Source organism: Psychromicrobium lacuslunae (assembly GCF_000950575.1).
In the GTDB taxonomy this organism is placed as follows: Bacteria; Actinomycetota; Actinomycetes; order Actinomycetales; family Micrococcaceae; genus Renibacterium; species Renibacterium lacuslunae.
In genome coordinates this window covers 2,048,030-2,072,644 of record NZ_CP011005.1, presented here as the reverse complement: position 1 = coordinate 2,072,644, position 24,615 = coordinate 2,048,030, and the positions used below count along the sequence as shown (strand labels likewise).

Annotated in this window: 31 protein-coding genes; 26 read left to right on the top strand and 5 right to left on the bottom strand. The window is 59.3% G+C overall.

The window, feature by feature from the left end; all coding sequences use genetic code 11:
* The first annotated feature begins 3 nt into the window (after positions 1–3).
* From rplC to UM93_RS09665, 11 genes are all read left to right on the top strand, one after another.
* Positions 4–654, top strand: a complete 651-nt coding sequence (gene rplC / locus UM93_RS09715) for a 50S ribosomal protein L3 (protein WP_045075269.1) — start codon at positions 4–6, stop codon at positions 652–654.
* Positions 655–658: 4 nt separating this feature from the next.
* Positions 659–1,588, top strand: coding sequence for a 50S ribosomal protein L4, sunset domain variant (gene rplD / locus UM93_RS18125; protein WP_045075266.1), 930 nt, complete (start codon positions 659–661; stop codon positions 1,586–1,588).
* 35 nt (positions 1,589–1,623) lie between these two features.
* Positions 1,624–1,920 (top strand): 50S ribosomal protein L23, encoded by a 297-nt coding sequence (gene rplW / locus UM93_RS09705; RefSeq protein ID WP_157874222.1) that lies wholly within the window; start codon positions 1,624–1,626, stop codon positions 1,918–1,920.
* Positions 1,921–1,948: 28 nt separating this feature from the next.
* The gene (gene rplB / locus UM93_RS09700; protein ID WP_045075262.1) at positions 1,949–2,788 is read left to right on the top strand and encodes a 50S ribosomal protein L2; all 840 of its coding nucleotides are present in this window, start codon (positions 1,949–1,951) and stop codon (positions 2,786–2,788) included.
* Positions 2,789–2,800: 12 nt separating this feature from the next.
* A complete protein-coding gene (gene rpsS / locus UM93_RS09695) occupies positions 2,801–3,082 on the top strand; it encodes a 30S ribosomal protein S19 (RefSeq protein WP_045075261.1) in 282 nt (93 codons plus the stop codon).
* Positions 3,083–3,121: 39 nt separating this feature from the next.
* The gene (gene rplV / locus UM93_RS09690; protein ID WP_045075259.1) at positions 3,122–3,484 is read left to right on the top strand and encodes a 50S ribosomal protein L22; all 363 of its coding nucleotides are present in this window, start codon (positions 3,122–3,124) and stop codon (positions 3,482–3,484) included.
* Complete coding sequence (gene rpsC, locus UM93_RS09685; protein ID WP_045075257.1) at positions 3,485–4,321, top strand: 30S ribosomal protein S3; 837 nt, start codon at positions 3,485–3,487, stop codon at positions 4,319–4,321.
* Positions 4,322–4,738 (top strand): 50S ribosomal protein L16, encoded by a 417-nt coding sequence (gene rplP / locus UM93_RS09680; protein WP_045075255.1) that lies wholly within the window; start codon positions 4,322–4,324, stop codon positions 4,736–4,738. It begins immediately after the preceding gene.
* 2 nt (positions 4,739–4,740) lie between these two features.
* Positions 4,741–5,076, top strand: a complete 336-nt coding sequence (gene rpmC, locus UM93_RS09675) for a 50S ribosomal protein L29 (protein WP_045075253.1) — start codon at positions 4,741–4,743, stop codon at positions 5,074–5,076.
* On the top strand, positions 5,073–5,399 hold the full coding sequence (gene rpsQ, locus UM93_RS09670) for a 30S ribosomal protein S17 (protein WP_045075251.1): 327 nt from the start codon (positions 5,073–5,075) through the stop codon (positions 5,397–5,399). The genes rpmC and rpsQ overlap by 4 nt, the downstream gene beginning before the upstream one ends.
* A 209-nt stretch (positions 5,400–5,608) precedes the next feature.
* Positions 5,609–6,487 carry a metallophosphoesterase gene (locus UM93_RS09665; protein ID WP_082057089.1) on the top strand — a complete coding sequence of 293 codons (879 nt, stop codon included), beginning with the start codon at positions 5,609–5,611 and terminating at the stop codon, positions 6,485–6,487.
* Between the two features lie 92 nt (positions 6,488–6,579).
* Here the strand turns inward: UM93_RS09665 and UM93_RS09660 are convergent, their stop codons facing one another.
* The 3 genes from UM93_RS09660 to UM93_RS09650 all read right to left on the bottom strand — a co-directional run bounded on the left by UM93_RS09660 (position 6,580) and on the right by UM93_RS09650 (position 10,135).
* A complete protein-coding gene (locus UM93_RS09660) occupies positions 6,580–8,124 on the bottom strand; it encodes an AMP-binding protein (protein ID WP_045075249.1) in 1,545 nt (514 codons plus the stop codon).
* An 80-nt stretch (positions 8,125–8,204) separates the two neighbouring features.
* Positions 8,205–9,329: a DUF5938 domain-containing protein gene (locus UM93_RS09655; RefSeq protein WP_045075247.1), complete on the bottom strand. Its 1,125-nt coding sequence runs from the start codon at positions 9,327–9,329 to the stop codon at positions 8,205–8,207.
* A 2-nt stretch (positions 9,330–9,331) separates the two neighbouring features.
* Positions 9,332–10,135, bottom strand: coding sequence for an SDR family NAD(P)-dependent oxidoreductase (locus UM93_RS09650; RefSeq protein WP_045075245.1), 804 nt, complete (start codon positions 10,133–10,135; stop codon positions 9,332–9,334).
* Between the two features lie 210 nt (positions 10,136–10,345).
* Between UM93_RS09650 and UM93_RS09645 the strand changes: the two genes are divergently transcribed.
* The 15 genes from UM93_RS09645 to UM93_RS09575 all read left to right on the top strand — a co-directional run bounded on the left by UM93_RS09645 (position 10,346) and on the right by UM93_RS09575 (position 21,806).
* The gene (locus tag UM93_RS09645) at positions 10,346–10,972 is read left to right on the top strand and encodes a TetR/AcrR family transcriptional regulator (protein WP_045075244.1); all 627 of its coding nucleotides are present in this window, start codon (positions 10,346–10,348) and stop codon (positions 10,970–10,972) included.
* A gap of 130 nt (positions 10,973–11,102) precedes the next feature.
* Positions 11,103–12,614 carry a molybdopterin-dependent oxidoreductase gene (locus UM93_RS09640; protein WP_045075243.1) on the top strand — a complete coding sequence of 504 codons (1,512 nt, stop codon included), beginning with the start codon at positions 11,103–11,105 and terminating at the stop codon, positions 12,612–12,614.
* Between the two features lie 336 nt (positions 12,615–12,950).
* Positions 12,951–13,319 carry a 50S ribosomal protein L14 gene (gene rplN / locus UM93_RS09635; protein WP_045075241.1) on the top strand — a complete coding sequence of 123 codons (369 nt, stop codon included), beginning with the start codon at positions 12,951–12,953 and terminating at the stop codon, positions 13,317–13,319.
* Positions 13,320–13,322: 3 nt separating this feature from the next.
* On the top strand, positions 13,323–13,691 hold the full coding sequence (gene rplX, locus UM93_RS09630) for a 50S ribosomal protein L24 (RefSeq protein ID WP_045075240.1): 369 nt from the start codon (positions 13,323–13,325) through the stop codon (positions 13,689–13,691).
* Entirely contained in the window at positions 13,688–14,296 is a 609-nt protein-coding gene (gene rplE, locus UM93_RS09625; RefSeq protein ID WP_052663724.1) for a 50S ribosomal protein L5, read from the top strand. The genes rplX and rplE overlap by 4 nt, the downstream gene beginning before the upstream one ends.
* Positions 14,297–14,362: 66 nt before the next feature.
* Positions 14,363–14,761, top strand: coding sequence for a 30S ribosomal protein S8 (rpsH, locus tag UM93_RS09620; RefSeq protein WP_045075239.1), 399 nt, complete (start codon positions 14,363–14,365; stop codon positions 14,759–14,761).
* Positions 14,762–14,781: 20 nt separating this feature from the next.
* Positions 14,782–15,318, top strand: coding sequence for a 50S ribosomal protein L6 (rplF, locus tag UM93_RS09615; RefSeq protein WP_045075237.1), 537 nt, complete (start codon positions 14,782–14,784; stop codon positions 15,316–15,318).
* 2 nt (positions 15,319–15,320) lie between these two features.
* On the top strand, positions 15,321–15,704 hold the full coding sequence (gene rplR, locus UM93_RS09610) for a 50S ribosomal protein L18 (protein ID WP_045075236.1): 384 nt from the start codon (positions 15,321–15,323) through the stop codon (positions 15,702–15,704).
* Positions 15,701–16,453 (top strand): 30S ribosomal protein S5, encoded by a 753-nt coding sequence (gene rpsE / locus UM93_RS09605; RefSeq protein ID WP_082057088.1) that lies wholly within the window; start codon positions 15,701–15,703, stop codon positions 16,451–16,453. The genes rplR and rpsE overlap by 4 nt, the downstream gene beginning before the upstream one ends.
* Entirely contained in the window at positions 16,453–16,665 is a 213-nt protein-coding gene (gene rpmD / locus UM93_RS09600; RefSeq protein ID WP_045075234.1) for a 50S ribosomal protein L30, read from the top strand. Before rpsE ends, rpmD begins: the two co-directional genes overlap by 1 nt.
* 2 nt (positions 16,666–16,667) lie before the next feature.
* Positions 16,668–17,192: a 50S ribosomal protein L15 gene (gene rplO, locus UM93_RS09595; protein ID WP_082057087.1), complete on the top strand. Its 525-nt coding sequence runs from the start codon at positions 16,668–16,670 to the stop codon at positions 17,190–17,192.
* Between the two features lie 154 nt (positions 17,193–17,346).
* Entirely contained in the window at positions 17,347–18,675 is a 1,329-nt protein-coding gene (gene secY, locus UM93_RS09590) for a preprotein translocase subunit SecY (protein WP_045075232.1), read from the top strand.
* Positions 18,672–19,250: an adenylate kinase gene (locus tag UM93_RS09585; RefSeq protein WP_045075231.1), complete on the top strand. Its 579-nt coding sequence runs from the start codon at positions 18,672–18,674 to the stop codon at positions 19,248–19,250. Before secY ends, UM93_RS09585 begins: the two co-directional genes overlap by 4 nt.
* 228 nt (positions 19,251–19,478) lie before the next feature.
* Positions 19,479–20,663: a TetR/AcrR family transcriptional regulator gene (locus UM93_RS09580; protein ID WP_052663723.1), complete on the top strand. Its 1,185-nt coding sequence runs from the start codon at positions 19,479–19,481 to the stop codon at positions 20,661–20,663.
* Positions 20,664–20,783: 120 nt separating this feature from the next.
* Positions 20,784–21,806 carry a CaiB/BaiF CoA transferase family protein gene (locus UM93_RS09575; protein WP_052663722.1) on the top strand — a complete coding sequence of 341 codons (1,023 nt, stop codon included), beginning with the start codon at positions 20,784–20,786 and terminating at the stop codon, positions 21,804–21,806.
* A 9-nt stretch (positions 21,807–21,815) separates the two neighbouring features.
* Here the strand turns inward: UM93_RS09575 and UM93_RS09570 are convergent, their stop codons facing one another.
* The gene (locus tag UM93_RS09570; RefSeq protein ID WP_082057085.1) at positions 21,816–23,090 is read right to left on the bottom strand and encodes an MFS transporter; all 1,275 of its coding nucleotides are present in this window, start codon (positions 23,088–23,090) and stop codon (positions 21,816–21,818) included.
* A gap of 10 nt (positions 23,091–23,100) precedes the next feature.
* Positions 23,101–24,591 carry a carboxylesterase/lipase family protein gene (locus UM93_RS09565; protein WP_045075229.1) on the bottom strand — a complete coding sequence of 497 codons (1,491 nt, stop codon included), beginning with the start codon at positions 24,589–24,591 and terminating at the stop codon, positions 23,101–23,103.
* Positions 24,592–24,615: the final 24 nt, after the last annotated feature.

The following is a 24,615-nucleotide window of genomic DNA, read 5'->3' as shown; positions in this document are numbered from 1 at the left end:
ACTATGACCGTGATCCGTAATGTAAAAGGAATCCTGGGCACGAAGCTCGGCATGACCCAGGTCTGGGACGAGAGCAACAAGCTTGTTCCGGTTACTGTCGTCCAGGCTGACTCCAACGTCGTCACTCAACTGCGTGACGCCGCCAAGGATGGTTACACCGCTGTGCAGATCGGCTACGGCCAGATCGACCCGCGCAAGGTGACCAAGCCGCTTGCTGGCCACTTCGAAGCTGCCGGGGTTACCCCGCGCCGTCACGTTGTTGAGCTGCGTACCGCTGATGCTGAGTCCTACTCGCTGGGCCAGGAACTCTCCGTGGAAATCTTCGAAGCCGGCCAGAAGGTCGACGTCGTGGGAACCTCCAAGGGTAAGGGTTTCGCCGGTGTGATGAAGCGTCACGGCTTCCACGGTGTTGGCGCCTCGCACGGTGCCCACAAGAACCACCGTAAGCCCGGTTCAATCGGTGGCGCGTCCACCCCGAGCCGCGTTTTCAAGGGTGTTCGGATGGCAGGCCGGATGGGCGCAGTGCGTCACACCACCTTGAACCTGACTGTCCACGCTATCGACGCTGAGAAGTCGCTGCTGCTCATCAAGGGTGCCGTCCCCGGTGCCCGCGGCCAGGTCGTTCTCGTCCGCAGCGCCGTGAAGGGAGCCTAAGACTATGGCTACGAAAACTGTAAAAGTTTCCCTGCCCGCCGAGATTTTCGACGTACAGACCAATGTGCCGTTGTTGCACCAGGTTGTTGTCGCTCAGCTCGCTGCGGCTCGCCAGGGTACTCACAAGACCAAGACCCGCGCAGAGGTTTCCGGCGCAGGCCGCAAGCCGTTCAAGCAGAAGGGCACCGGCCGGGCTCGTCAGGGCTCCATCCGTGCTCCTCATATGACCGGTGGCGGCATTGTGCACGGGCCGACCCCGCGCGATTACAGCCAGCGGACCCCCAAGAAGATGAAGGCTGCTGCTTTGCGCGGCGCGCTCTCTGATCGGGCCCGTAACGATCGCATTCACGTGGTCGCCGAACTGGTTGCCGGTACCAAGCCTTCCGCTAAAGAAGCACTCGCAACTCTGCGTGGCGTTTCCGAGCGGAAGAACCTGCTGGTTGTCATCGAGCGGGCCAACGACGTCGCTGCTTTGTCAGTGCGTAACTTGGCCGAGGTCCACGTTCTGTACGTGGATCAGCTGAACACTTACGACGTGTTGGTTTCCGACGACGTCGTGTTCACCAAGGCCGCCTACGAGGCATTCGTTTCCGGCAACGCCGCTAACGATGCATTCGGCGCTGGTGCTCCGGTGGAAGAGGTTGAGGTAGAGACCGAGGCTGTCGAAGCCAAGGCAACCACCAAGGCTGCTCCGAAGTACGCTGGCTCGAAGGCTCCGCTGACCGACCCGAAGAAGGCCCCCAAGGGCTTCGACATCAAGGGCAACGAGGACTCGATGAAGTACCACGTGCCCGGTTCACGGTGGTATGACAACACCGTTGCCGAGATCTGGTTCGCCACGGTTGAGGACGCCGAAGCCGCTGGCTTCGAGCCTGCCGGCGGCAAAGCGGCTCAGGCTGAAGGCCAAGACGCAGTAGAGGAGGACGCCAAGTGACTGACGCAGTTACCGGCGCAGCTGTTAGCTCAGCTATCCACACCAAAGATCCCCGCGACGTGGTGCTTGCACCGGTCGTTTCGGAGAAGAGCTACGGTCTGATCGACGAAGGTAAGTACACCTTCTTGGTCGACCCGCGTTCGAACAAGTCCGAGATCAAGTTCGCCGTGGAGAAGATCTTCTCCGTCAAGGTTGACTCGATCAACACCATCAACCGTGCCGGGAAGCGCAAGCGCACCCGTTTCGGATGGGGACAGCGCAAGAGCACCAAGCGCGCAATTGTCACCCTGAAGGAAGGCACTATCGACATCTTCGGCGGTCCGCTTTCCTAAGCGGAGACCACTTTAACGAGGAATAATCATGGGAATCCGTAAATACAAGCCGACAACCCCGGGCCGTCGTGGCTCGAGCGTTGCCGACTTCGCAGAAATCACGCGGTCGACGCCGGAGAAGTCTCTGGTCCGTCCGCTGCCCAAATCGGGCGGCCGCAACAACACCGGTAAGATCACCACTCGTCACAAGGGTGGTGGCCACAAGCGCCAGTACCGTCTGATCGACTTCCGTCGTCACGATAAGGACGGCGTCAACGCCAAGGTTGCGGAGATCGAATACGATCCGAACCGTACCGCTCGCATCGCACTGTTGCACTACGTTGATGGCACCAAGCGTTACATCATCGCGCCGAACAAGCTCAAGCAGGGTGACTTCGTCGAGGCTGGTCCGTCCGCGGACATCAAGCCCGGCAATAACCTGCCGCTGCGCAATATCCCGGTGGGTACCGTTATCCACGCTGTGGAGCTGCGTCCCGGTGGCGGTGCCAAGATGGCTCGCTCGGCTGGCGCTTCGGTGCAGCTGGTAGCCAAGGAAGGCCGCTTCGCTCAGTTGCGTCTGCCCTCCGGCGAAATCCGCAACGTTGACGTGCGCTGCCGCGCCACCGTCGGCGAGGTCGGCAACGCCGAGCAGTCGAACATCAACTGGGGCAAGGCCGGTCGTAACCGCTGGCGCGGTATCCGTCCGACCGTTCGTGGCGTCGCCATGAACCCGGTGGATCACCCGCACGGTGGTGGTGAAGGTAAGACTTCTGGTGGCCGTCACCCGGTCAACCCGAATGGCAAGCCCGAGGGCCGCACCCGCCGCCCGAACAAAGAGAGCGACAAGCTTATTGTGCGTCGCCGTCGTACTGGCAAGAACAAGCGATAGGAGCCTGGACAGATGCCACGCAGCCTGAAAAAAGGTCCCTTCGTTGACCAGCACCTCTTTGTGAAGGTAGCAAACGAAAACGAGAAGGGCACCAAGAACGTTATTAAGACTTGGTCCCGCCGCTCCATGATCGTCCCCGACATGCTCGGGCACACGATCGCCGTGCACGACGGCCGCAAGCACATCCCGGTGTTCGTCACCGAGTCGATGGTCGGGCACAAGCTGGGCGAATTCGCTCCAACGCGGACTTTCCGCGGCCATGTGAAGGACGACCGTAAGGGCAAGCGCCGCTAAGGCGCCTGCAATTACGGCTAAGACGAGAGAAGGAAAGCAATGGAAGCCAAGGCCATTGCGCGGCACATCCGCGTAACGCCTATGAAGGCCCGGCGCGTCGTCAACCTGATTCGTGGTAAGCAAGCGAATGAGGCCCTGGCGATCTTGAAGTTTGCCCCCCAGGCAGCTTCGGAGCCGGTATTCAAAGTACTCCAGTCCGCAGTAGCTAATGCTCGCGTGCTGGCCGACCGGGACAGTGTTGCCTTCGATGAGGGCGATCTCTACATCAGCGAAGCTTTTGTTGATGAGGGTCCCACCATGAAGCGGTTCCAGCCGCGTGCCCAGGGCCGCGCCTACCGCATCAAGAAGCGCACCAGTCACATCACCGTGATCGTTGCCACCCCGAGTGAGGAGGAGAACTAAGTGGGACAGAAAGTAAACCCGCACGGGTTCCGCCTCGGTATCACCACCAACCATGTCTCGCATTGGTTCGCCGACTCCAACAAGGCCGGCCAGCGCTACAAGGATTTCGTCCGCGAGGATGTCAAGATCCGTCAGCTCATGTCCACGGGCATGGAGCGCGCAGGCATCGCCAAGGTTGAAATCGAGCGTACCCGCGACCGTGTTCGCGTCGACATCCACACCGCCCGTCCGGGCATTGTGATCGGTCGTCGTGGCGCTGAAGCCGACCGCATCCGTGGCGAGCTGGAGAAGCTCACCGGGAAGCAGGTTCAGCTGAACATCCTTGAGGTGAAGAACCCCGAGGTTGAGGCACAGCTGGTCGCTCAGGGCATCGCTGAGCAGCTCTCTTCGCGTGTGGCTTTCCGCCGCGCCATGAAGAAGGCTATGCAGTCCGCGCAGCGCGCCGGTGCCAAGGGTATCCGGGTGCAGTGCTCGGGCCGTTTGGGCGGCGCTGAAATGAGCCGTTCGGAGTTCTACCGCGAGGGTCGCGTGCCGTTGCACACCCTGCGTGCGAACATCGACTACGGCTTCTTCGAGGCGAAGACCACCTTCGGCCGGATTGGCGTGAAGGTCTGGATCTACAAGGGCGATGTGACCGCAAAGGAACTGGCGCAGCAAGCTGCTACCGCTCCTTCGCGTGGCCGCGGCCCGCGCCCCGAAGGCGATCGTGGACCTCGTGGTCCCCGGAGGGACAACCAGCGTGATGGTGGTCGTCGGGACAACCGCAATGACCGTAATGAGAACGCCAACACCGAGGCTGCTCCCGCAGCAGCGGCGGCAGAGGGGAGTGAGGCTTAAATGCTGATCCCACGTCGAGTCAAGCACCGTAAGCAGCACCACCCGGGTCGTTCCGGGCAGGCTACCGGCGGCACCAAGGTCAACTTTGGTGAGTTCGGTATCCAGGCGCTCAGCCCCGCTTATGTAACCAACCGTCAGATCGAGTCCGCTCGTATCGCGATGACCCGTCACATCAAGCGTGGTGGCAAGGTTTGGATCAATATCTATCCGGACCGCCCGATCACCAAGAAGCCCGCTGAAACCCGAATGGGTTCCGGTAAGGGTTCGCCCGAGTGGTGGGTCGCCAACGTCAAGCCGGGCCGGGTTCTTTTCGAACTCTCCGGTGTCAGTGAAGATGTAGCTCGCGAGGCGCTGCGCCTGGCAATCCACAAGCTGCCCCTGCGGGCACGCATTGTGCGTCGTGAAGGTGGTGAATAGAAATGGCAGTTGGAACCAAGGATTTGGCCACTGAGAAGCTCGATGGTTTGGACAGCGCACGTTTGCTGGACGAACTCCGGAAGTCCAAGGAAGAACTGTTCAACTTGCGTTTCCAGTCGGCCACCGGCCAGTTGGAAAACCATGGACGTCTTCGCGCTGTAAAGCGTGATATCGCCCGGATCTACACCGTGCTGCGTGAACGCGAACTGGGCATTCGTGCCGAGGTCGTCGCCGCAGTGGTGGAGGACAAGGCTGACGCCAAGGCTAAGAAGAAGGCTTCCAAGAAGTCCGAGAAGGTCGAAGAGACCGTCGAGGCTACTGAGGAGGCTGCCAAATGAGTGAAGAGAACAAAGCTGAGAACAAAGAGGCAACTGTGACCGCTGAAACTGTTGAGACTGAGGGTACCTCGGCCCGCGGCTACCGCAAGATCCGCCGTGGCTACGTCGTTTCAGACAAGATGCAGAAGACCATCGTTGTTCAGGTTGAGGACCGTGTGAAGCACGCCCTCTACGGCAAGGTGCTGCGTCAGACCTCCAAGGTCAAGGTGCACGACGAAGAGAATTCGGCCGGTATCGGCGATTTGGTGCTGATCAGCGAGACTCGTCCGCTGTCCGCTACTAAGCGCTGGCGCTTGGTCGAGATCCTCGAAAAGGCTAAGTAAACGGTGTCTGTATAGGCAACGTTGAGAGGGTCGGCACTCCGCAAGGAGTGCCGACCCTCTAGTCTTTAACCGCACCGCCCCATCCACTCTCCGTCCCTTCCGCCGAGTTCGTTGTTTAGTCTCGAATTCGCTAGTAATTACTGGCGAATTCGAGTGTTTCCAACGAACTCAGCGTGATCCCGTCTAGCCGCTATGAACCCGAGGACGCAATGCCAGTTGAGCCCCACCTTGCCTATCCCAGTTCTTCAGCAACCGAAACCGTGCTGGGTGTTACCGCAACCAGGCTCGGCTCAGCCGATCGAGTCTCCCAGCCCCGTCGCTTTGTGGTCAGTGATATTCATGGGCACCCCGAAGGGCTGCTTGCTGCTCTGCGCGAAAAGGATCTGACCGATCAGGACGAAGCCTGGGTCGGCGGGGACGCCCAGCTGTGGGTGCTAGGCGACTATTTCGACCGCGGCCCGGACGGCGTCGGGGTGGTCGACTTGCTGATCCGATTGGCCGTCGAGGCGGAAGCGGCCGGTGGTCAGCTGACGGCGTTACTCGGTAATCACGAGGTGCTTACGCTGGGCAAGCATCGATTCGGAGCAATCACGATTCAGACTCCGCAGGGAGAACGGTCATTTGCCGCTTCTTGGGCACGGAATGACGGCCAGGCGGCAGATCAGAAGCGACTTACCGAACACCATCTGAACTGGCTGATGGAGCGTCCCGGGATGGCGCTGGTTGATGAGCATTTACTCATTCATTCCGATGTTGATGTTTATCGCCAGTGGGGCAGCACCGTGCAGGAAGTCAACGATTACCTGCTTCAAGCGCTGCACACCTCCGACCCCGAGACGCTTTGGAGCCTGTGGTCTGCTCTGACCAAGCGTGCTGCGTTTCAAGGGCTTGACGGCGTCGATGCCGCCCAGGGCATGCTGGCTCAGTTTGGCGGCAGCCACATCTTCCACGGCCACAGCATTATCGGCGAAGACGAGGGCTGGCCAGCATCGGCAACTAAGGGTCCGAAACACTACGCCGAGGACACTGTGACCGCGATTGACGGCGGCCTCTTCCTCGGCGGACCCTGCCTCGTGGTCGAGTTCTAACGCCGAGTTCGTGGTTTAGTCTCGGATTCGCTAGTAATTACTGGCGAATCCGAGACTAAACCACGAACTCACCGGGTGGGCGGCGATGGGTATTAGGGGCTGGGCTTGGGGTCGAGGAGGGTAGCCTTGATTTCGTTCTTGAGTACCTTGCCGAGCTTGGAGCGTGGCAGATCGGGCCAGACGATGACCTCCTTGGGGGCCTTCACGCTGCCGATTCGCTGCTTCACGAAGGCTATTAGCTCAGCAGTGTCGAGTTCGGCGTCGGGCTGCAATTCAACCACAGCCGTTACTTGTTCGCCCCACTTTTCGTCCGGCAATCCAACCACGCCACAATCCCTAATTGCCGAATGCTGCATCAGGGCTTGCTCAACCTCAGCCGAATAGACATTGAAGCCACCGCTAATGATCACGTCCTTTGCGCGATCCACGATATAGAGGAAATTCTCCGCATCCAGGTAGGCGATATCCCCGGTGTGGTGCCAGCGAAAACGTCCGACATCGGCGGTCGCCTCCGGATTTTTGTAATAACCCGCCATCACCAGCGAACTGCGCACCACCACTTCACCACGCTCGCCAGCGGGCAGCAACGACCCGTCCTCGGCCATGATCGCGACGGTGACCAGCGGCGAGGGGCGGCCAGCTGAACTCAGTCGTTCGGTCGCCACTGAACCGTCGGCACGATAGTGATCTTGCGTCGACATGGTGGAGATCATCATCGGAGCTTCGCTTTGACCGAACAATTGCGCCATCGGGCCAATCCGCTGTAGCGCTTCCGCCAGCCGGCTCGTCGACATTGGGGCTGCACCATACCAAAAACACTGCAGCGAACTCAGGTCGGTATCGTCCAGTCTGGGGTGTCCGAGCAACATATAAATCAGCGTCGGTGGCAAGAAGGTGTGGGTGACCCGTCGCTTCTCGATGGTGTCGAGGAAGACTTCCAGATCAGCAGTGGCCAGAATATCGATCACTCCGCCCATTGTCAGCACCGGCATCGCTAAGACGCCAGCGGCATGAGTCAATGGAGCAAGCGCGAGATAGACCGGCCGAGGAGCGAAGGGGTAGCTCATCAGGGTCAGCGCACTCATGGTTTCCAGATTGTGCTGGCTCAGCATCACACCCTTGGGCTTTCCGGTGGTACCACCGGTGCCAACCAACATAATCAGATCGTCAACTGGGGGGCGCTCGGCCTCAACTCCGGCAGCCTCAGCGGAGATCCATTCGTCGAATGAGGCCGCAAGTTCGGTACGTTTGTCCAGGCACACCAGGGTCTTGAGCTTCGGTAGTTGCGGCAAGATCTCGGCGGCCAGCGATTCGTAGCTGCTCTTGTAGATCAGCGCGGTGCAGTCGAAGAGGTCAAGTAGTTCCTGATTTTCGGCGGCGGCATTACGGGGGTTAATCGGGCACCAGACCGCACCGGCGCGTGAAATACCGAACACCGTGGCGAAGGCGATTGGGTCATTGGATGACAACACCGCAACCTTATCGCCCGGCTCAACGCCGGAGCGAGCCAGCGCTGCGGCGACATCGTAAGAGAGCTTTTGCACTTCGCCGTAGTCAAGGGTCTGTTCTCCGAATCGCAGACAAGGCGCGTTGGTGCCAAGCGAGGCACCCTTATCGAGGTAGTCGGTTAACCGCATAGTGGTTCCTCTCAAATCAAAGAGGGTGCCTGGCCGCTCAGTTTGACGGCCAGGCACCCGATGACTCAATACTGTTTCAATTAGCGCTCGACCGTGAGTACCGGCTCCATCACTAGGCCGAAGCTGCGCAGCACGCCGAGCAATTCGCGGTGTCCGAAGGCCTGGCAACCGGAGGCAAAGCCGACGCGCTTCGGTGCCTGCTGCAGCAATGAATAGGCGGCAAAGGCTTGTAGCAGCCCGGTTTGCTTGTAGTTGCTGTTGCCATGAATCACGCAGTGAGCCCGTCCTAATGGACCCGAAGCGTGCACCGAGTCCAAGGACTTATTCACCCGAGGATTTTCGCGCGGCGGCATTTGGTTCATCACCTGGGCCGCGGTCGCGGTCAGCGCCGCATCTCGATCGGCCTCATTCATGTCCTTTGTCGCCTCGAGAGCTGCCGCCACAATCTGGGGCACACCATGCATCAGGGCGGCGTTGAATACCCCGCCTTGCGCCTTGACATTGGCCACTCGCGGATCGTTTTTAAACCAGACCGGATGCGAGGTGCCGCCCCAAGGCAGCGAAAGCGCCAGCTCGTGCTGACCGGGAACCACTAACGAAACCAGACCTTGCTCAGGATCGAATGGAGCGTATGCATTTTGCTCCAGATAATAGGCCGAGGAGGTGGCGGCATTGACCAGAATGGTTCGAGTGGAAGCGACCGTCGGACTGCCACCCCAGAACACCGCGATGTCCAGGGTGTCCAGACCTGGTTGTTCGAGGCAGAGCTGAGCGGCAATCTCACCGGTGGTGTACATCTGGGCCAAGCCGGGTGAGAGCAGCAACCCTGCCTTGGCGAAATCCGCGCCGTATTTCTCATCGCAGGTAATCAGCCAGTCCTGCTCGCCGGTGGTGTCGGTGTAGTGTGCGCCGGCAGCCAAGGCGGCTTCGACGACGGCCGGGCCGAGTTCGCTGAACGGGCCGACTGTGTTGAGCACCACCGATGCTCCGCTGAGCAGTTCGGTGAGGGCCTCTACCGTGTGCTCGACTTCGACCGCCTCGTAATCGGCGGTCTCGATGCCCGGGATGTGGTCCAGGCATCGTTCCAGCCGCTCCTTGCTGCGACCGGCGGCGATGAACGGCACCCGATATTCCCGCAGATACTCGATCACCAGCCGTCCGGTGTAGCCGGTGGCTCCGTAGACGACAACCTTCTTCTCGCTCATGATTACATCCCCATCCCGCCGTCGACCGACAAACCGGTGCCGGTAATGAATCGTGCGCCGTCCGAGATCAGGAAGACCACGGCATCGGCCATATCAGAGACCTCGCCGAGCCGGCCCAGCGGGGTTTGTGCGATCACCGCGCCAACAGCTTCTTCCGGGCTGGGGAAAACACCGATAGCAGCTTCTTCGACGGCAAGCTGGTTGCCCATCGCGGTGGGCACCAAGCCGGGGTAGATGCAGTTGACTCGTACGCCATATCCGAAAGCCCCAGACTCTGCTGCGGCTACTCTGGTGAGCCGATCAACCGCTGATTTGGTCGCGGAATAACCGGAGATGCCGGGAAACGCAATGGTGGCGGCCACCGAGGAAACATTTACCACCGATCCGCCGCCACCTGCAGGGCCGCCAGGCCGCATGGCGCGGAAGGCGTGCTTGACTCCCAAGGCAGTACCAAGGATGTTGACTTCAAGCATCAATCGGACGCTGTTCGGATTGAGATCGGCGACCAGTTCGGTAATTTCCAGGCCGGCGTTATTCACCAAGCCGTCCAGGCCGCCAAGCTTTTCAACCGTTTCAGCGATCGCTGACTCCCAATTTGCATCGTCAGTGACGTCGAGCCGCACAAAATCTGCGGTGGCCCCGGTGGCGCTAATTGCCGCTGCAGCAGCTCGACCAGCCTCTTCCTGTACATCAGCGATCACTACTGCGGCACCGGCAGCGGCTAATGCCGTTGCCATTCCTTGGCCCAGCCCTTGTGCGCCGCCGGTGACCAGCACCTTGCGCCCATGAAGATCAAAGACACTCATCCCTAGCACTCCTCTTTGAGTTGGTTGATACCCCCGGTGCTGTGAGCTGACTCACAGCACCGGTCTATCCTCAGCGTAATCGACTTTGGACAATCGTCAAGACTTTTTTTGACAACTGTCCAAATTTATTAGCGAGCCTCGTTTAGACTGTTAGCTGGTATGGCATTGATGGGGGTGTCAGCCGGTACTAAGAGCTGAAAAGGAAACATAATGAGGGTTTTGGAAGCCGAGAAGCTTGAGAGTAGGCGGGTCGATAAGTTCGAAGAACGTCGCGCCGAGCTCGCTGATGCTGCCCTGCAGACGCTTTCTGAACTGGGCTATGCTCGCACCAGCCTGCGGGAAATCGCGCAGAACTCGCAGTTCTCTCATGGCGTGCTGCATTATTACTTCACCGATAAGGTCGATCTGATCACTTACTGTGTGCGGCGCTATAAAGCTGCCTGCGTCACCCGCTATGACCAGATCGTGAGCGCTGCCCGCACTGCTGAAGACCTTCGGCACGGCTTTGCTGAAGGATTAGCGCTGACCCTCCGCGAGGACGGCACCATGCACCGCCTCTGGTACGACCTGCGTGGACAGAGTCTTTTTGAACCCGCCTTCCGCGAAGACGTTGCCGAGATTGATGGCAGCCTGGAAAAGATGATCTGGCGAATCGTGAGCCGCTATGCCGAACTCAGTGGCAGCCAGTGTGGTTTATCTCCAGCGGCCGCCTATGCGGTGTTTGACGGCCTTTTTCAGCATGCGCTACTCAAATTTTTCTCCGCCGATGCTAGCGCGGGCGAAGAACTGCAGATTGCTGTCAGGGCGCTGCTGCCCGACATCATGCGGCCCGCCTAGCCGCTCCAGCTCTAGCTGCTCCACTAAAGGGCATTGTTCCTCGACTGAACTGCGGTGGGTTTCTCTCGGAGCTTTTCCGCGGAAGCGGTCTGTCGCCCATCCATCTCACCGGTTGCGACGAACTAGAAATATGAAACACGGTGGATGGTTCAAGCGTGCACTCTCGGGGTTGGTTGCGGCTCTGCTGGCTCTTGGCATTGCTGAGTTGCTGGCGCTATTAATACCCGGGCTGAGTTCACCAGTGACGGTGGTTGGCGCGTTTGTGGTCGATATTGTGCCGCCCTGGGCTAAAGACTTCGCCATTGATACTTTCGGCACCAACGACAAATTGGCGCTGACAGTCGGCCTGGTTGGTGTTATTTTGCTGGTTGCGTTGCTAGCGGGACTGCTGGAGCGAGTCAAACTTCCCCTCGGCTCAGCGCTAATCGCAATTTTCGGTGTGGTTGGTGCGGTGGCGGCGGTGACCAGGGCTAATGCCTCGGGGTGGACGGTGCTGCCCAGCCTGCTCGGCGCGGCGGCAGGCATCCTGGTGCTGCGTCTGCTGATCAGGAAGCTGAGCGGAGCGAAGCTGCCGCTGGAATTGCTTGATCGACGAAGCTTCTTGCAACTTGCCGGGCTGGCCACGGTCCTTGGCCTCGCCGCTGGGGCTGTTGGCCGAACGGTCAAACAAGTCAGTTCCGCGGTGACCAATTTCGTCCTACCCACGCCGAAGACCAGGGAGAGCATTCCGGCTGGTGCTGATCTGAAGATCCCCGGCTTATCTCCTTTTGTCACACCGAATGCGGACTTCTACCGCATTGACACGGCCCTGCAAGTACCGCAGATCGATACCGCGAGCTGGCAGCTGCGGATTTTCGGTATGGTCGACCGCGAGGTGACTATGAGCTTTGCCGAATTGCTAGAGCAGCCGATGATCGAGAGGGTGCTATCACTGACCTGCGTCTCCAATCAGGTGGGCGGGAAACTGGCCGGCAATGCAGTTTGGATCGGTACCCCGATTAGGGACTTGCTGGCCCGAGCCGGGGTCTCCCAAGACGCCGATATGGTGCTCTCCAGTTCGCAAGACGGCTATACCGCAAGTACTCCTCTCGATGCGCTCACCGATCCCGGCCGGGACGCGCTCTTGGCTGTCGGCATGAATGGCACTCCACTGCCGCCGGAACATGGCTATCCGGTGCGAATGGTGGTGCCCGGTCTGTACGGCTACGTTTCGGCGACCAAATGGCTGGTCAGTCTCGAGGTCACCCGCTTTGATCGGAAGCAGGCTTATTGGACGCCACGTGGTTATGCGGAGAAGGCGCCGATAAAGCTCGCCTCCAGGATTGAAGTGCCGGGGCCTTTCGCGAAACTCGATAAGGGTTCCGTGGTGGTGGCCGGGACTGCTTGGGCTCAGCACACTGGGGTAGCGAGCGTCGAAGTGAAGATCGATGACGGCGCTTGGCAGAAGGCCGATCTCGGTGAGGTGCCCTCCAAAGACACCTGGCGGCAGTGGCGGTTCAACTGGCAGGCGCAAGAGTCCGGCAACCACTATATTTATGTCCGAGCCACCGACGCGCAAGGCCGAGTTCAAGAGTCAACGAATCATTATCCGCTGCCCGACGGCGCCACCGGTTTCCACAATATTGCGGTCAGCGTGAACTGAGCTCTTTAGAGCTGAAAGACGAAGCTCGCCTAGCCTCTGTCCACAAGCGGGCTGTCAGCAGTCAGAGGCTGAATCTACACCGCTAATTGTGCTAAGATATTGAGTTTGTGTGGTCTAACTCGTAGGCTGCGCAACCTCGTAAACTTTCGTGCCAGTGCATACTGCCGTTCAAAACTCTTCAGAGAGACCGGTTCAAATGTTCCTGGCACGGTGGTTTAGACCCGTACTGGCAAAATCCAGACGGGTTAAGAGACACCCCCGATCAACTGTTCCGCAAGGCTCATTCTGTAGGCATGATTTCAGTTTCGAGAACCGGCGAGACGACAGGAGTAACTAGTGATTCAGCAAGAGTCGCGACTCAAGGTTGCCGATAACACGGGTGCTAAGGAAATCCTTACCATTCGCGTGCTCGGTGGCTCTGGCCGTCGCTACGCAGGTATTGGCGACGTCATCGTCGCAACCGTCAAGGATGCAATTCCTGGCGGTAACGTCAAGAAGGGCGATGTGGTCAAGGCCGTTATCGTCCGGACCAAGAAGGAACGCCGTCGTGCCGATGGCTCCTACATCAAATTCGACGAGAACGCAGCGGTCATTTTGAAGGCCGATGGCGATCCTCGTGGCACCCGTATCTTTGGCCCGGTGGGCCGCGAACTTCGCGATAAGAAGTTCATGAAGATCATCTCGCTTGCACCGGAGGTGTTGTAATTCATGGCGAAGCTCAAGATCAAGAAGGGTGACCTGGTCCAGGTCATCACCGGCGCCAAGCAAGAGCGTGGTGGCGACCGCGGCAAGCAGGGCAAAGTTCTGCGCGTTTTCCCGGAAAGCAACCGCGTCCTCGTTGAGGGCATCAACCGCGTCACCAAGCACACCAAGGTTGGACAGTCGCAGCGCGGCACCAAGACCGGTGGCATTGAGACCGTTGAAGCCCCGATCCACATCTCCAATGTGGCCATCGTGGACCCGTCCACCAAGAAGCCGACTCGGGTTGGCTACCGCCTCGAGACCGTCACCCGTGATGGCCGCGAACGCGTCACCCGGATCCGTGTCGCGAAGAGCTCCGGAAAGGACCTGGCATGAGCACCGAAGTTAGCGCAGCGGAAAACGCACCGGCTTCAGCCAGTGACGCCGTGAAGATCACCCCTCGTCTGAAGACTCGCTATGCCGAGCAGATCAAGGACGGACTGCAGGAAGAGTTTAACTACGCGAACGTGAACCAGGTTCCGCGCCTGGTGAAGGTTGTTGTGAACATGGGTGTCGGCGAGGCTGCTCGCGACTCCAAGGTGATCGACGGCGCTGTTCGTGACCTGACTCTGATCACCGGCCAGAAGCCGATGGTTACCAAGGCTCGCAAGTCGATCGCGCAGTTCAAACTGCGTGAAGGCATGCCGATTGGCGCGCACGCAACCTTGCGCGGCGACCGGATGTGGGAATTCGTGGATCGTCTGGTCACCCTGGCGCTGCCCCGTATCCGTGACTTCCGCGGCCTCTCCGGCAAGCAGTTCGACGGCAATGGCAACTACACCTTCGGTCTGACCGAACAGGTCATGTTCCACGAGATCGACCAGGACGCCATCGACAAGGTGCGCGGTATGGACATCACCGTGGTCACCACCGCCAAGACTGACGACGAAGGCCGGGCGCTGCTCAAGGCGCTGGGTTTCCCGTTCAAATCTGAAGACTAATTACGACGTAGCAGGTCTCGCGTTCACTGGACGCGGGAAACCATACGAGAAAGGGCAAAAGCCCAAATGACAATGACAGATCCTGTCGCAGATATGCTTACGCGTCTGCGCAATGCAAACTCGGCTTACCACGATTCCGTGACCATGCCGTACAGCAAGCTCAAGGGCCACGTGGCTGACATTCTCAAGGCTGAGGGTTACATCTCGGCATGGAATGTTGAGGACGCCGAGGTTGGCAAGAAGCTGACCATCGACCTCAAGTTCGGACCGGACCGTCAGCGTTCAATCGCTGGTATCCGCCGGATTTCCAAGCCGGGTCTGCGCGTTTACGCGAAGTCCACTAACTTGCCGAAGGTTTTGGGCGGCCTGGGGATTGCGATTCTCTCGACCTCCTCGGGTCTGCTGACCGACCGTCAGGCTGAAAAGAAGGGCGTGGGTGGGGAAGTCCTCGCCTACGTCTGGTAGAAGAAAGGGAGTTAAGACTTATGTCACGTATTGGACGTCTCCCAATTTCGGTGCCCGCTGGCGTCGAGGTCAAGATTGACGGTGCCGAGGTCTCGGTCAAGGGTCCCAAGGGCTCGCTGACTCACATCGTGCCGAACCCGATCGCTGTTTCGCTTGAGGATGGCACCTTGTCGGTTACCCGTCCGAATGACGAGCGCGATTCGCGTGCGCTGCACGGCTTGACCCGGACCCTGATCTCCAACTTGATCACCGGTGTCACCGAAGGCTACGAGAAGAAGCTTGAAATCGTCGGCACCGGTTACCGTGTGCAGGCCAAGGGTTCGGACCTCGAGTTCGCCCTGGGCTACAGCCACCCAGTCGCCGTGAAAGCCCCCGAAGGCATCACCTTGACCGTTGAGGGCCCCACCAAGCTCTCGGTCTCAGGTATCAATAAGCAGCAGGTGGGCGAAGTTGCTGCCAACATTCGCAAGCTGCGTAAGCCAGACCCCTATAAGGGCAAGGGCATTCGCTATGCGGGCGAAGTTATCCGCCGCAAGGTCGGAAAGGCTGGTAAGTAATCATGGCGCTGACCATTAATAAGAAGCGCAACGGAAAGTCGAAGGCTGACGCGCGCAGCCGTCGTCACCTGCGTGTCCGTAAGCGGATCAAGGGCACTGAGGCTCGTCCTCGGCTGGTCGTGAACCGCTCATCCCGGCATATGTTCGTTCAGGTTGTCGATGACACCAAGGGCGTAACCGTTGCCTCCGCTTCCACCATGGAAGCTGACCTGCGTAGCTTCGACGGTGATAAGACCGCGAAGGCCAAGCGGGTTGGCGAATTGGTTGCGGAGCGAGCCAAGAAGGCTGGCATCGAGGCCGTAGTATTCGACCGCGGTGGCAATAAGTACCATGGCCGGGTCGCGGCTGTGGCCGACGGTGCACGTGAAGGTGGTCTGGCCCTGTGAGCGAGAATACTAACCAAGCAAACCCAGAAAGCACAGGAGCCACTGTGTCTGAAGAGACAACAACTGCAGCAACGGCTAGCGGGTCCAACGAGGACCGTCGTGGCGGTCGTGATGGTGGCCGTGGTGGACGTGATGGTGGCCGTGGCGGTCGCGATGGTGGCCGTGGCGGTCGCGATGGTGGCCGTGGTGGCCGCGATGGCGGACGCGACGCTGAGAAGAACCAGTACGTTGAAAAGCTGGTCACGATCAACCGTGTTGCCAAGGTCGTCAAGGGTGGTCGTCGCTTTAGCTTCACCGCTCTGATGGTTGTCGGTGACGGCAACGGTCTGGTCGGCGTTGGCTACGGTAAGGCTAAGGAAGTTCCGGCCGCGATCGCCAAGGGCGTTGAGGAAGCGAAGAAGTCCTTCTTCCGCGTTCCCCGCGTCGGCGGCACCATCCCTCACCGCGTACAGGGCGAGGCCGCTGCCGGCGTCGTGCTGTTGCGTCCGGCTACCCCGGGTACCGGCGTTATCGCTGGTGGTCCGGTGCGTGCTGTGCTGGAGTGCGCTGGTGTTCACGACGTGCTGTCCAAGTCGCTCGGTTCCTCCAACGCGATCAATATCGTGCACGCCACGGTAGCCGCCTTGCAGCAGCTCGAAGAGCCTGCCGCAGTAGCTGCTCGCCGTGGTCTGCCGATGGATGAGGTTGTTCCTGGCCCGCTGCTGCGGAATATCCAGGAGCACGCCCAAGCAACAAAGGCAGGTGCGTAATGACCACCCCGAAGAATGTCCAGGCCTCTGATAAGACCCTGGAGATCACTCAAGTTAAGTCCGCCATTGGCGGCAAGCAAAACCAGCGGGACACGCTGCGTTCGCTCGGGCTCAAGCGCATCGGTCACACCGTTGTGCGCAAAGCTGATGCAGTGACCGTAGGCATGATTAACACGGTTCCGCACCTGGTAAAGGTAGAGGAGGCGAAATAGAGATGGCTGAGGCTACTAAGTCGAAGGCTGCGAAGGCAGACACTGCTAAGGCATCCGCTGACAAAGCACAGGCTGCTGAGAAGCAGAACGCGCTCAAGGTGCACCACCTGCGTCCCGCCCCGGGAGCCAAGACCGCTAAGACCCGGGTGGGTCGTGGTGAAGGTTCTAAGGGTAAGACTGCAGGCCGTGGTACCAAGGGCACCAAGGCTCGTTACCAGGTGAAGGCAGGCTTTGCTGGCGGTCAGTTGCCGCTGCACATGCGTCTGCCGAAGCTGCGTGGCTTCAAGAACCCCTTCCGGGTGGAGTTCCAGGTAGTTAACCTGGACAAGCTCTCCGAGCTTTACCCGGATGGCGGTCAGGTCACCGTTGAGAATCTGGTCGAGAAGGGTGCAGTTCGCAAGAACCAGCCCGTCAAGGTGCTCGGTACCGGTGAACTGACCGTCAAGGTCGACGTCACCGCGAACGCTTTCTCCTCCAGCGCTGCCGAGAAGATCACGGCTGCCGGCGGTACCGTCACGGAACTCTGATCCGTTGACGATAAACGATTAGGCTCTTGGCGAGCGGGCGAATATTTTCCCCGTTCGCCAAGAGCTTTTCGTTTTCTCCCAGCTTTACCCATTAGACTCGGTTGTTGGGCCATCAGGGCCCAACACTTTTCGTTCCTACACATCAGGAGGACGCTTGCTTTCCGCAATTGGCCGCGCCTTTCGGACGCCTGACCTGCGACGCAAGTTGTTGTTCACGCTGGGCATCATCGCTATCTTCCGGCTCGGGGCATTCATTCCCTCGCCTGGCATTGATTATTCAGCAGTTCAGGCTTGTCTTAAAGGCGGGGGAGATACCAGCGGCGGTATCTACCAGCTCGTCAACCTGTTCAGCGGTGGCGCTCTGCTGCAGGTGTCGATCTTCGCACTCGGCATCATGCCCTACATCACCGCCAGCATTATTATTCAGCTGCTCCGGGTGGTCATTCCCCGTTTCCAGGAGCTCCATCTTGAAGGAGCTCAGGGACAGAGCAAGCTGACCCAGTACACGCGTTATCTGACCATTGCGCTCGGTCTGCTGAATGCCACCACGCTGGTGGCGCTGGCACGCTCCGGAAATCTGCTCGGCGGTTGTGGCCAGGACGGCACCCCGGGAGCGATTATTCCGGATAGCTCAATTGTGGCGACCGTGCTGATCATCATCACGCTGACCGCTGGCACAGGCCTGATCATGTGGCTGGGCGAACTGGTCACCGAAAAGGGTGTCGGCAACGGTATGTCCCTGTTGATCTTCACTTCGATCGTGGCTCGGTTCCCCACCTCCCTCGGCGAGATCTGGAAGACCAAAGGCCCGGGCACCTTCTTCATCGTGATCTTGCTGGGCATCGTCGTGGTGGCTTTGGTGGTCTTCGTTGAGCAGTCGCAGCGCCGGATCCCGGTGCAGTATGCCAAGCGGATGGTCGGCCGTCGCACCGTCGGCGGCACCAACACCTATATCCCGATCAAGGTGAATATGGCTGGCGTGGTGCCGGTCATCTTCGCCTCCTCCTTGCTCTACCTGCCGTCCTTGGTCTCGCAGTTCGTGATTGGTAATAATGCGGCCAACGCACCGGCCTGGGCGACCTGGATCAACGACAATCTGACCAAGGGCGATCACCCGATCTACATGGTGATGTACTTCCTGCTCATCGTCGGCTTCACCTACTTCTACGTCGCGATCACCTTCAATCCCGAAGAGGTCTCCGACAATATGAAGAAGTACGGCGGCTTCATTCCGGGCATCCGTGCCGGGAAGCCCACTGCCGATTACTTGCAGTATGTGCTCTCCCGGATCACCCTGCCCGGTGCGCTCTACCTCGGTCTGGTCGCCCTGATCCCGTTGATCGCGCTGGTGCTGATCAACGCGAATCAGAACTTCCCGTTCGGCGGTACCTCGCTACTGATTATGGTCGGCGTGGGTCTTGAAACGGTCAAGCAGATTGACGCGCAATTGCAGCAGCGGCACTACGAAGGGTTATTACGATGACGAGAATGCTCATTGTGGGCCCTCCTGGATCGGGCAAAGGTACTCAGGCGGAGCGAATCTCTGATCGCTTGGGCATTGTGGCGATTTCCACCGGGGATATCTTTCGGGCCAATGTGAAGGGTGAGACGCCACTCGGCCTGGAGGCCAAGAAGTACATCGACGCCGGCGACTACGTGCCGGATTCGGTGACCAATAAGATGGTTCGGGATCGGCTGCAGCAAGATGATGTGCAGCAGGGCTTCCTGCTCGATGGCTATCCTCGTACCTCAGCCCAGGTCGATGAGCTGGACGATATTCTGACCGCCGAAGGTGAGAAGCTCGATGTTGTTCTGCAGCTCACCGCCGACGATGAGGAACTAGTCAAGCGGCTGCTAGGCCGGGCAAAAGAGTCCGGACGCAGTGACGATGACGAAAAAGTGATTCGGCACCGGCTCAACCTTTATCACACCCAAACCGAAGTAGTGGTCACTCGCTATGCTGAGCAGGGCATCCTGGCTAGGGTGGATGGCATCGGAGCGATCGATGAGGTCACGGAACGGATTATGACTGCTATTGATGCTTTTGCCGCCAAATAAATTTTGACGATAGTAACGGCGGGTTTGGCCTCGGGGCCAGACCCGCCGTTACTGTTTAAAACGAACCTAGTTCACATTTGACCCAATCAGATCAAACCCGGGCTGCGGTCGAGGCATCGTTGCTCTGGCCTGATTAGGATGGAAAGCAGAGCGCCACAGCGGTTGTTCGCAGTATCGGTATTGGTATTTAGCTCAGATGTGTCCACGTTGTTACCCGGGGGAGTGACTATGCAGCAAGCTTCGCAGCCTGAGGCTGCTCGATCCCGGCCTAAAAACCGCAAGGCGCAGATCGTTAGCGCGGCGGCTACGCTCTTCTATCAACACGGTTACGCGGTGGTAGGGATGGGCGATATTGCCGCTGTCGTGGGTGTCGCCCCTTCAGCCCTCTATCGACACTTTCCCGGCAAGGACGCGCTGCTCAAGGCGGTGGTGGCGGAAAGCCTGGCGGCCATCATCCGGCCAATCGAGAGACTCAAGGAAATCAGCGACGGAGTTCCGGCCGAAGTCTGGGCCAGTCGTTTCGCCGAGGTGGCGATAGACTCCCGCCAAGCTGGCGTTTTGTGGCGTCGTGAATCACGTCGCTTAGCCCCGAGTGATATCGAGGTGCTGCAGGCTCAGGTCACCCTGATGCGAGTCGAGCTGGCAGCGAAAGTGCGAGCTTTCAGGCCGGAATCGGGGGGCTGGGCTGATCTGTTGGCTCGCGCCCAATTATCGGTCTTTGCCAGTATTTCCTTTCATCGTTCGAAACTGCCGCGAGATGAGTTTATTGCGCTGCTCAGCGAGTTGGTGTTGAGAGTATTACAGGTTGAGCTACCCGACGACTCTCATCTCAGCCCACTTATCGAGTTCGTCGAAGTTCAGCCGGAGCTGTCCACTCGAGAGAGGTTACTTTCAGTGGGGGCAGAACTCTTTGCCCAAAAAGGGTATGCAGCTGTCTCGGTCGCTGAACTTGCCGCGGCCGTCGGGATTGCCGGGGCTAGTGTCTACCACCATTTCGCCAGCAAGGAGGAGCTGCTATTCCTCTCCTTGGAGCGTGCTGGGGGTCAGCTACTGCATGGACAGAAAGAACTTCTGGCAGCTGCTTTGAGCCCAGCTGCAGCGCTTGAAGCGATGATGCAGAGATACCTCCAGTTAATCGTGCAGGAGCCACACCTGATTATGTTGCTCGGCAGCGAGCTGGATCAGCTAAGCGCGGAGCAGAAAGCTCGAATTTTGCTTGAGCAGCATGACTATGTGGAGCAGTGGGTGGCACTTTTACGGCAAGTGAGACCGGGGCTGGATTCCGAATCAGCTCGAATAAAGGTGCAAGCCTGCATCACGGTGATTAATGAGCGACTTGGCGGTCAGCGGGACGCCTTGCGCAGCGGCGAACTGGAAGCGATTAGCACAATTTGTCGGGCCGTTCTTTTCTAGCGTGAATGAGCAGCCCGCTCAGTTGTGCAACTGGCGGTTTGCCGAATCTTAGGCCGAGACACTTGAGATACAAGTGAATTGGGAATAGTTTGAGGCGTGTATTCCGGTGTGAGGACAAAGATGAACCAAGACGCTAAACCCCAGCCCTTACAGGGCCTTCGGGTCATTGAGATGGCTGCGATTGGCCCGGTACCGCATTTGGGTACTTTATTGAGTAACCTCGGCGCCGAGGTTACGGTGCTGAGCAAACCCGCGCCGGGTCGGTATGACTTTCTGCATAGTCATTATGCGCAAGGCAAGCGGCATATCGCGGTCGACTTGAAGTCCGCAGCTGGCGTCGAGAAGGTAGTCGATTTACTGCCCAGCGCTGAGGTGCTGATTGAAGGCCTGCGGCCCGGGGTGATGGAACGGCTGGGCCTAGGACCAGAGGTTTGTCTCGCAGCCAATCCTGCGTTGATCTACGCCCGTGTGACCGGCTACGGGCAGCACGGACCGCTCGCTACCAGAGCCGGACACGACATTAACTACATTGCACATTCCGGAGCGCTGCACGCCTTCCGCAGAGGGGCTGAGCAGCCGGTGCCGCCGCTGAACGTGGTCGGTGACTTTGCTGGTGGTTCAATGCATGGAGCAATCAGCATCTTGGCCGCCCTCTATGGTCTCAAGGCCGGTTTGCCGGTGGCCCAGGTGCTGGACATTGCGATGGTGGATGGTGCTGCCGCGCTACTGACCATGTCCGATAATTTCGCCACGGTACTTGGTCCGGAAGCACTCGATCCGTTAGCAAATGCGCCCTTCTATGCGGTCTATGAATGCGCCGAACCAGGTGAATACATTGCGGTCGGGGCGGTTGAACCGCAATTCTTCAATGAGCTGTTGCGGGCTACCGGCATTGAGTTCCCGGCGGCCAGTCAGAACGACCAATCTCGCTGGCCGGAGCTACAGCAGAAGTTAGCAGAAGTGTTCAGGAGCAAATCACGGAGCGCCTGGGCAGAAATCGGACGGACTACTGACTCCTGCATTTCGGCGGTTTTGTCCCTCGCTGAATCGACCAATGATGCACAGATGCAAAGCAGGCTCGATAAGCAACGGCGCTTCGGCCCGGTCGGCGGAGCCTTACACCCCACGCTCTATCACGAGTAGCGGCCGAGACTATCGCACCGACTTGATCGGCAAGATCGCCAGTGCGGCCAGCACTGCCATCAAACCGGCGAAAACATAGAGCCCGGCATATCCGCTCAGCCCGATGACCAGGCTAGCGGCCAACGGAGCCAGCACCTGCCCGCCAGCCTGGGCGATGTTGAGCACCCCTAAGTCTCGGCCAGCGTGCGCGGCGGAGGGTAAAACTTGAGTCATCAGGGCCTGATCCACTGCGAGATAGCAGCCGAAGCCAATGCCGGCTACACCAATCGAGATGAACGCAGAGCTCAGCGAGGGCCAGAGGATCTGTGGCAGCACGCTAAGCGCAATCAGGGCGGAGGCTCCAATCACCAACGGTTTGCGACGGCCGGTGCGATCCGAGATCAGGCCGGCGGGGATCAACGCCACCACGATTCCAAGGGTTGCCACTGCGGTGAGCATCGGGAAGACCGCATTAGCGCCACTGAGACCTAGTCCTAGATAGTCAGAGAGGATGTACAACTGGAAAGATAACAGCGACCAGAAACCTAGAACTAGGACCAAGCGCGCCAGGAATGCCCAGCCGAAGTCCGGGTGCTTCCTCGGATCGATGAGCAGGCCACGCAGCACATTCCGTAGCGGCGGCCGCGGTGCACCGGGCAAAGTCGGCGGCGCCTCCCGGACCGTGAGGGTGAGCGGGAGGGCGAGCAGCAGCAGTGCCGCCAGCAAAAGAAAACCCATCGAATCGGAAGAGACGAGTGGTGAAACCACTAGCACCCCGAGCACACCGCCGACGAAAGTGCCTAGCCCACCGACTGCCGAAAACAGCCCACGTTTTTCCAATGGAACCCGGTCGGGGACGACAGCCGTGAGTGGCCCGAGCACCATGCTGTAGCAAGCGCAGAGCAAGCCCATCAAAATGAGCAACAGGGGGAAGGAGTTGCTGAAGGCGAGCGCCAGAATGGACAATGCGAGACCGATGACCCCGGCTAGAACCCAGCCGAAGCGTCTGCCATAACGACCGTGGCTCCGATCAGAGAGTAGCCCCCAGAGCGGTTGAGCGATGAGAGCAACTACTGCCGTTACTGCACCGGTGGTGCCTAATAGCGCTACCTTATTCACCGGGTCGATGGCGGCGATCCGGTTGGGGATCAGCAGGTTACTGACTCCGCCATTGGCGATATTGACGATCAGCTGAATACCCAGGTACCCGAAGAGCAAGGAGCCGAGCGAGGCCTTCCAGCGGCCCATCCCGCTGCGATTTTTGACGCCATTTTTGACGTTTTTTCTAATGATGTGCCGGGTCATCGCCGTCCGATCATCGCTTGCCCTGCCAAGCCAGCCGGGCGGCAGCCGCCGGATCCGGAAGCACCTCGCTCTTATTGCCGAACATCATGGTGAGCCTGCGGTCCACCTGATAGCGGGGCCAGCCGGGATCACCGCTGGTGGCGAAATTCACCCAGGCTTGGTGCATCTGATCGGCGAGTTCTTGAGGTGCCTGTTGGAGCATTTGCTCACCGGCTTCCCCGACGGCGCGTGCGCTGGCGAAATCGTCCCGGACGAAGGGGACCTCAAGGGCATGATTCGCGCCCAGGCCTGCGGGCAGGCTTGGGTCCTGCCAGCAGAATTCATAGAAATAGGAAGCAGCGGTTCTGGCGTCCAGCAGGTTGATCAGCGGAATGCGGAAAGCCCAATCGGTCCACACCGCTTCAACCATCCGAAGCTTGCCATGGATCTCGCGTTGCTGCCGGTAGCTGCGACGGATAGCCCGGTCGGCACCGAGTTGACGCAGAATCGCCGCACCCGCCAGCCAATTCATTTTCTCTAACAGACCAAGTGATTTGAGGAAACCGGTGGTTTCGTTCGTGGTTGTACCCGCTAGCAGAGGTACCTCAGAACGGGTCGCGGCAGCTAGTGGCGTTTCCGGGAGGGACTCGGTACCGTGCACAGCTCGCCACGGACTTACCGTAAAGGACTGGCTGCCCCAGTTGCGGAAGTCCAGCCAGTCCATCGTCATTGGCCAGATCTCTGCCACGGTGCGCTCAACAGATACCCGTAGCAAACCGTCCCGAGTGGCGGGCACGCCAAGCCGTTCCGCTACTTTGTTGGTGACCTGAGCAGCACTGTCAATCGATGCCGTCACCGCAGGGGAGCCGCTCTGCGCGATTGCCCTTGCAAACAGGCCGCGGGCAGCCGGCATCGCGAGCAGATCGATCACTGACACTGCACCAGCGGACTGGCCGAACACCGTGACATTCGCAGGATCGCCGCCGAAGGCAGCAATGTTCTGCTGTACCCACTCCAGGGCCGCGACCTGATCGCGTAGCCCCAGGTTGTCGGTGCCTTCACCCAGGTAGAGGAAGCCGTCAATGCCAAGTCGATAGTTAATGCCGACGTGCACAATGCCATCCCGAGCGAAAGTCCGACCATCGTGAGCCGGCACGGAGCCAGCACCGGTCATAAAGCCACCGCCGTGAATCCACACCATCACCGGCAAGTTCACGCCGCCGACATCCGGCGTCCAGATGTCAAGGGAAAGGCAATCCTCACCTTGTTGGACCGGATTGAAATAGCTATTAAAAGGGTCCTCATCCGCCACTGGTTGCGGGGCTCCAACGCCTGAGTGGAAGGCATCTCGAATACCATCCCAGCTGTGCACAGGCTGCGGAAACCGGTAACGGTTTTCGCCAAAGGGTGCTGCTGCGAAGGGGATGCCACGGAAGCGAATGCTTTGACCATCAATCAGCCCGCGGACCTTGCCGCTAGCTGTATTCACCACTACCTGGGATCCTGACTGCTCGGATTTCACAGCTCCTCCTTGACGTTCGGGCGA

What these genes read in the sequence shown, in the direction of transcription:
- rplO (WP_082057087.1), top strand. Translation starts at nt 16,668, where the DNA reads ATGGCTGAGGCTACTAAGTCGAAGGCTGCGAAGGCAGACACTGCTAAG.
- rplR (WP_045075236.1), top strand. Translation starts at nt 15,321, where the DNA reads ATGGCGCTGACCATTAATAAGAAGCGCAACGGAAAGTCGAAGGCTGAC.
- rplB (WP_045075262.1), top strand. Translation starts at nt 1,949, where the DNA reads ATGGGAATCCGTAAATACAAGCCGACAACCCCGGGCCGTCGTGGCTCG.
- rpmD (WP_045075234.1), top strand. Translation starts at nt 16,453, where the DNA reads ATGACCACCCCGAAGAATGTCCAGGCCTCTGATAAGACCCTGGAGATC.
- rpsS (WP_045075261.1), top strand. Translation starts at nt 2,801, where the DNA reads ATGCCACGCAGCCTGAAAAAAGGTCCCTTCGTTGACCAGCACCTCTTT.
- rpsH (WP_045075239.1), top strand. Translation starts at nt 14,363, where the DNA reads ATGACAATGACAGATCCTGTCGCAGATATGCTTACGCGTCTGCGCAAT.
- UM93_RS09570 (WP_082057085.1), bottom strand. Translation starts at nt 23,090, where the DNA reads ATGACCCGGCACATCATTAGAAAAAACGTCAAAAATGGCGTCAAAAAT.
- UM93_RS09585 (WP_045075231.1), top strand. Translation starts at nt 18,672, where the DNA reads ATGACGAGAATGCTCATTGTGGGCCCTCCTGGATCGGGCAAAGGTACT.
- rpmC (WP_045075253.1), top strand. Translation starts at nt 4,741, where the DNA reads ATGGCAGTTGGAACCAAGGATTTGGCCACTGAGAAGCTCGATGGTTTG.
- UM93_RS09650 (WP_045075245.1), bottom strand. Translation starts at nt 10,135, where the DNA reads ATGAGTGTCTTTGATCTTCATGGGCGCAAGGTGCTGGTCACCGGCGGC.
- UM93_RS09660 (WP_045075249.1), bottom strand. Translation starts at nt 8,124, where the DNA reads ATGCGGTTAACCGACTACCTCGATAAGGGTGCCTCGCTTGGCACCAAC.
- rplE (WP_052663724.1), top strand. Translation starts at nt 13,688, where the DNA reads ATGAGCACCGAAGTTAGCGCAGCGGAAAACGCACCGGCTTCAGCCAGT.
- rplC (WP_045075269.1), top strand. Translation starts at nt 4, where the DNA reads ATGACCGTGATCCGTAATGTAAAAGGAATCCTGGGCACGAAGCTCGGC.
- rplP (WP_045075255.1), top strand. Translation starts at nt 4,322, where the DNA reads ATGCTGATCCCACGTCGAGTCAAGCACCGTAAGCAGCACCACCCGGGT.
- UM93_RS09645 (WP_045075244.1), top strand. Translation starts at nt 10,346, where the DNA reads ATGAGGGTTTTGGAAGCCGAGAAGCTTGAGAGTAGGCGGGTCGATAAG.
- rplX (WP_045075240.1), top strand. Translation starts at nt 13,323, where the DNA reads ATGGCGAAGCTCAAGATCAAGAAGGGTGACCTGGTCCAGGTCATCACC.
- UM93_RS09580 (WP_052663723.1), top strand. Translation starts at nt 19,479, where the DNA reads ATGCAGCAAGCTTCGCAGCCTGAGGCTGCTCGATCCCGGCCTAAAAAC.
- UM93_RS09640 (WP_045075243.1), top strand. Translation starts at nt 11,103, where the DNA reads ATGAAACACGGTGGATGGTTCAAGCGTGCACTCTCGGGGTTGGTTGCG.
- rplD (WP_045075266.1), top strand. Translation starts at nt 659, where the DNA reads ATGGCTACGAAAACTGTAAAAGTTTCCCTGCCCGCCGAGATTTTCGAC.
- rplV (WP_045075259.1), top strand. Translation starts at nt 3,122, where the DNA reads ATGGAAGCCAAGGCCATTGCGCGGCACATCCGCGTAACGCCTATGAAG.
- UM93_RS09575 (WP_052663722.1), top strand. Translation starts at nt 20,784, where the DNA reads ATGAACCAAGACGCTAAACCCCAGCCCTTACAGGGCCTTCGGGTCATT.
- rplF (WP_045075237.1), top strand. Translation starts at nt 14,782, where the DNA reads ATGTCACGTATTGGACGTCTCCCAATTTCGGTGCCCGCTGGCGTCGAG.
- rpsQ (WP_045075251.1), top strand. Translation starts at nt 5,073, where the DNA reads ATGAGTGAAGAGAACAAAGCTGAGAACAAAGAGGCAACTGTGACCGCT.
- UM93_RS09655 (WP_045075247.1), bottom strand. Translation starts at nt 9,329, where the DNA reads ATGAGCGAGAAGAAGGTTGTCGTCTACGGAGCCACCGGCTACACCGGA.
- UM93_RS09665 (WP_082057089.1), top strand. Translation starts at nt 5,609, where the DNA reads ATGCCAGTTGAGCCCCACCTTGCCTATCCCAGTTCTTCAGCAACCGAA.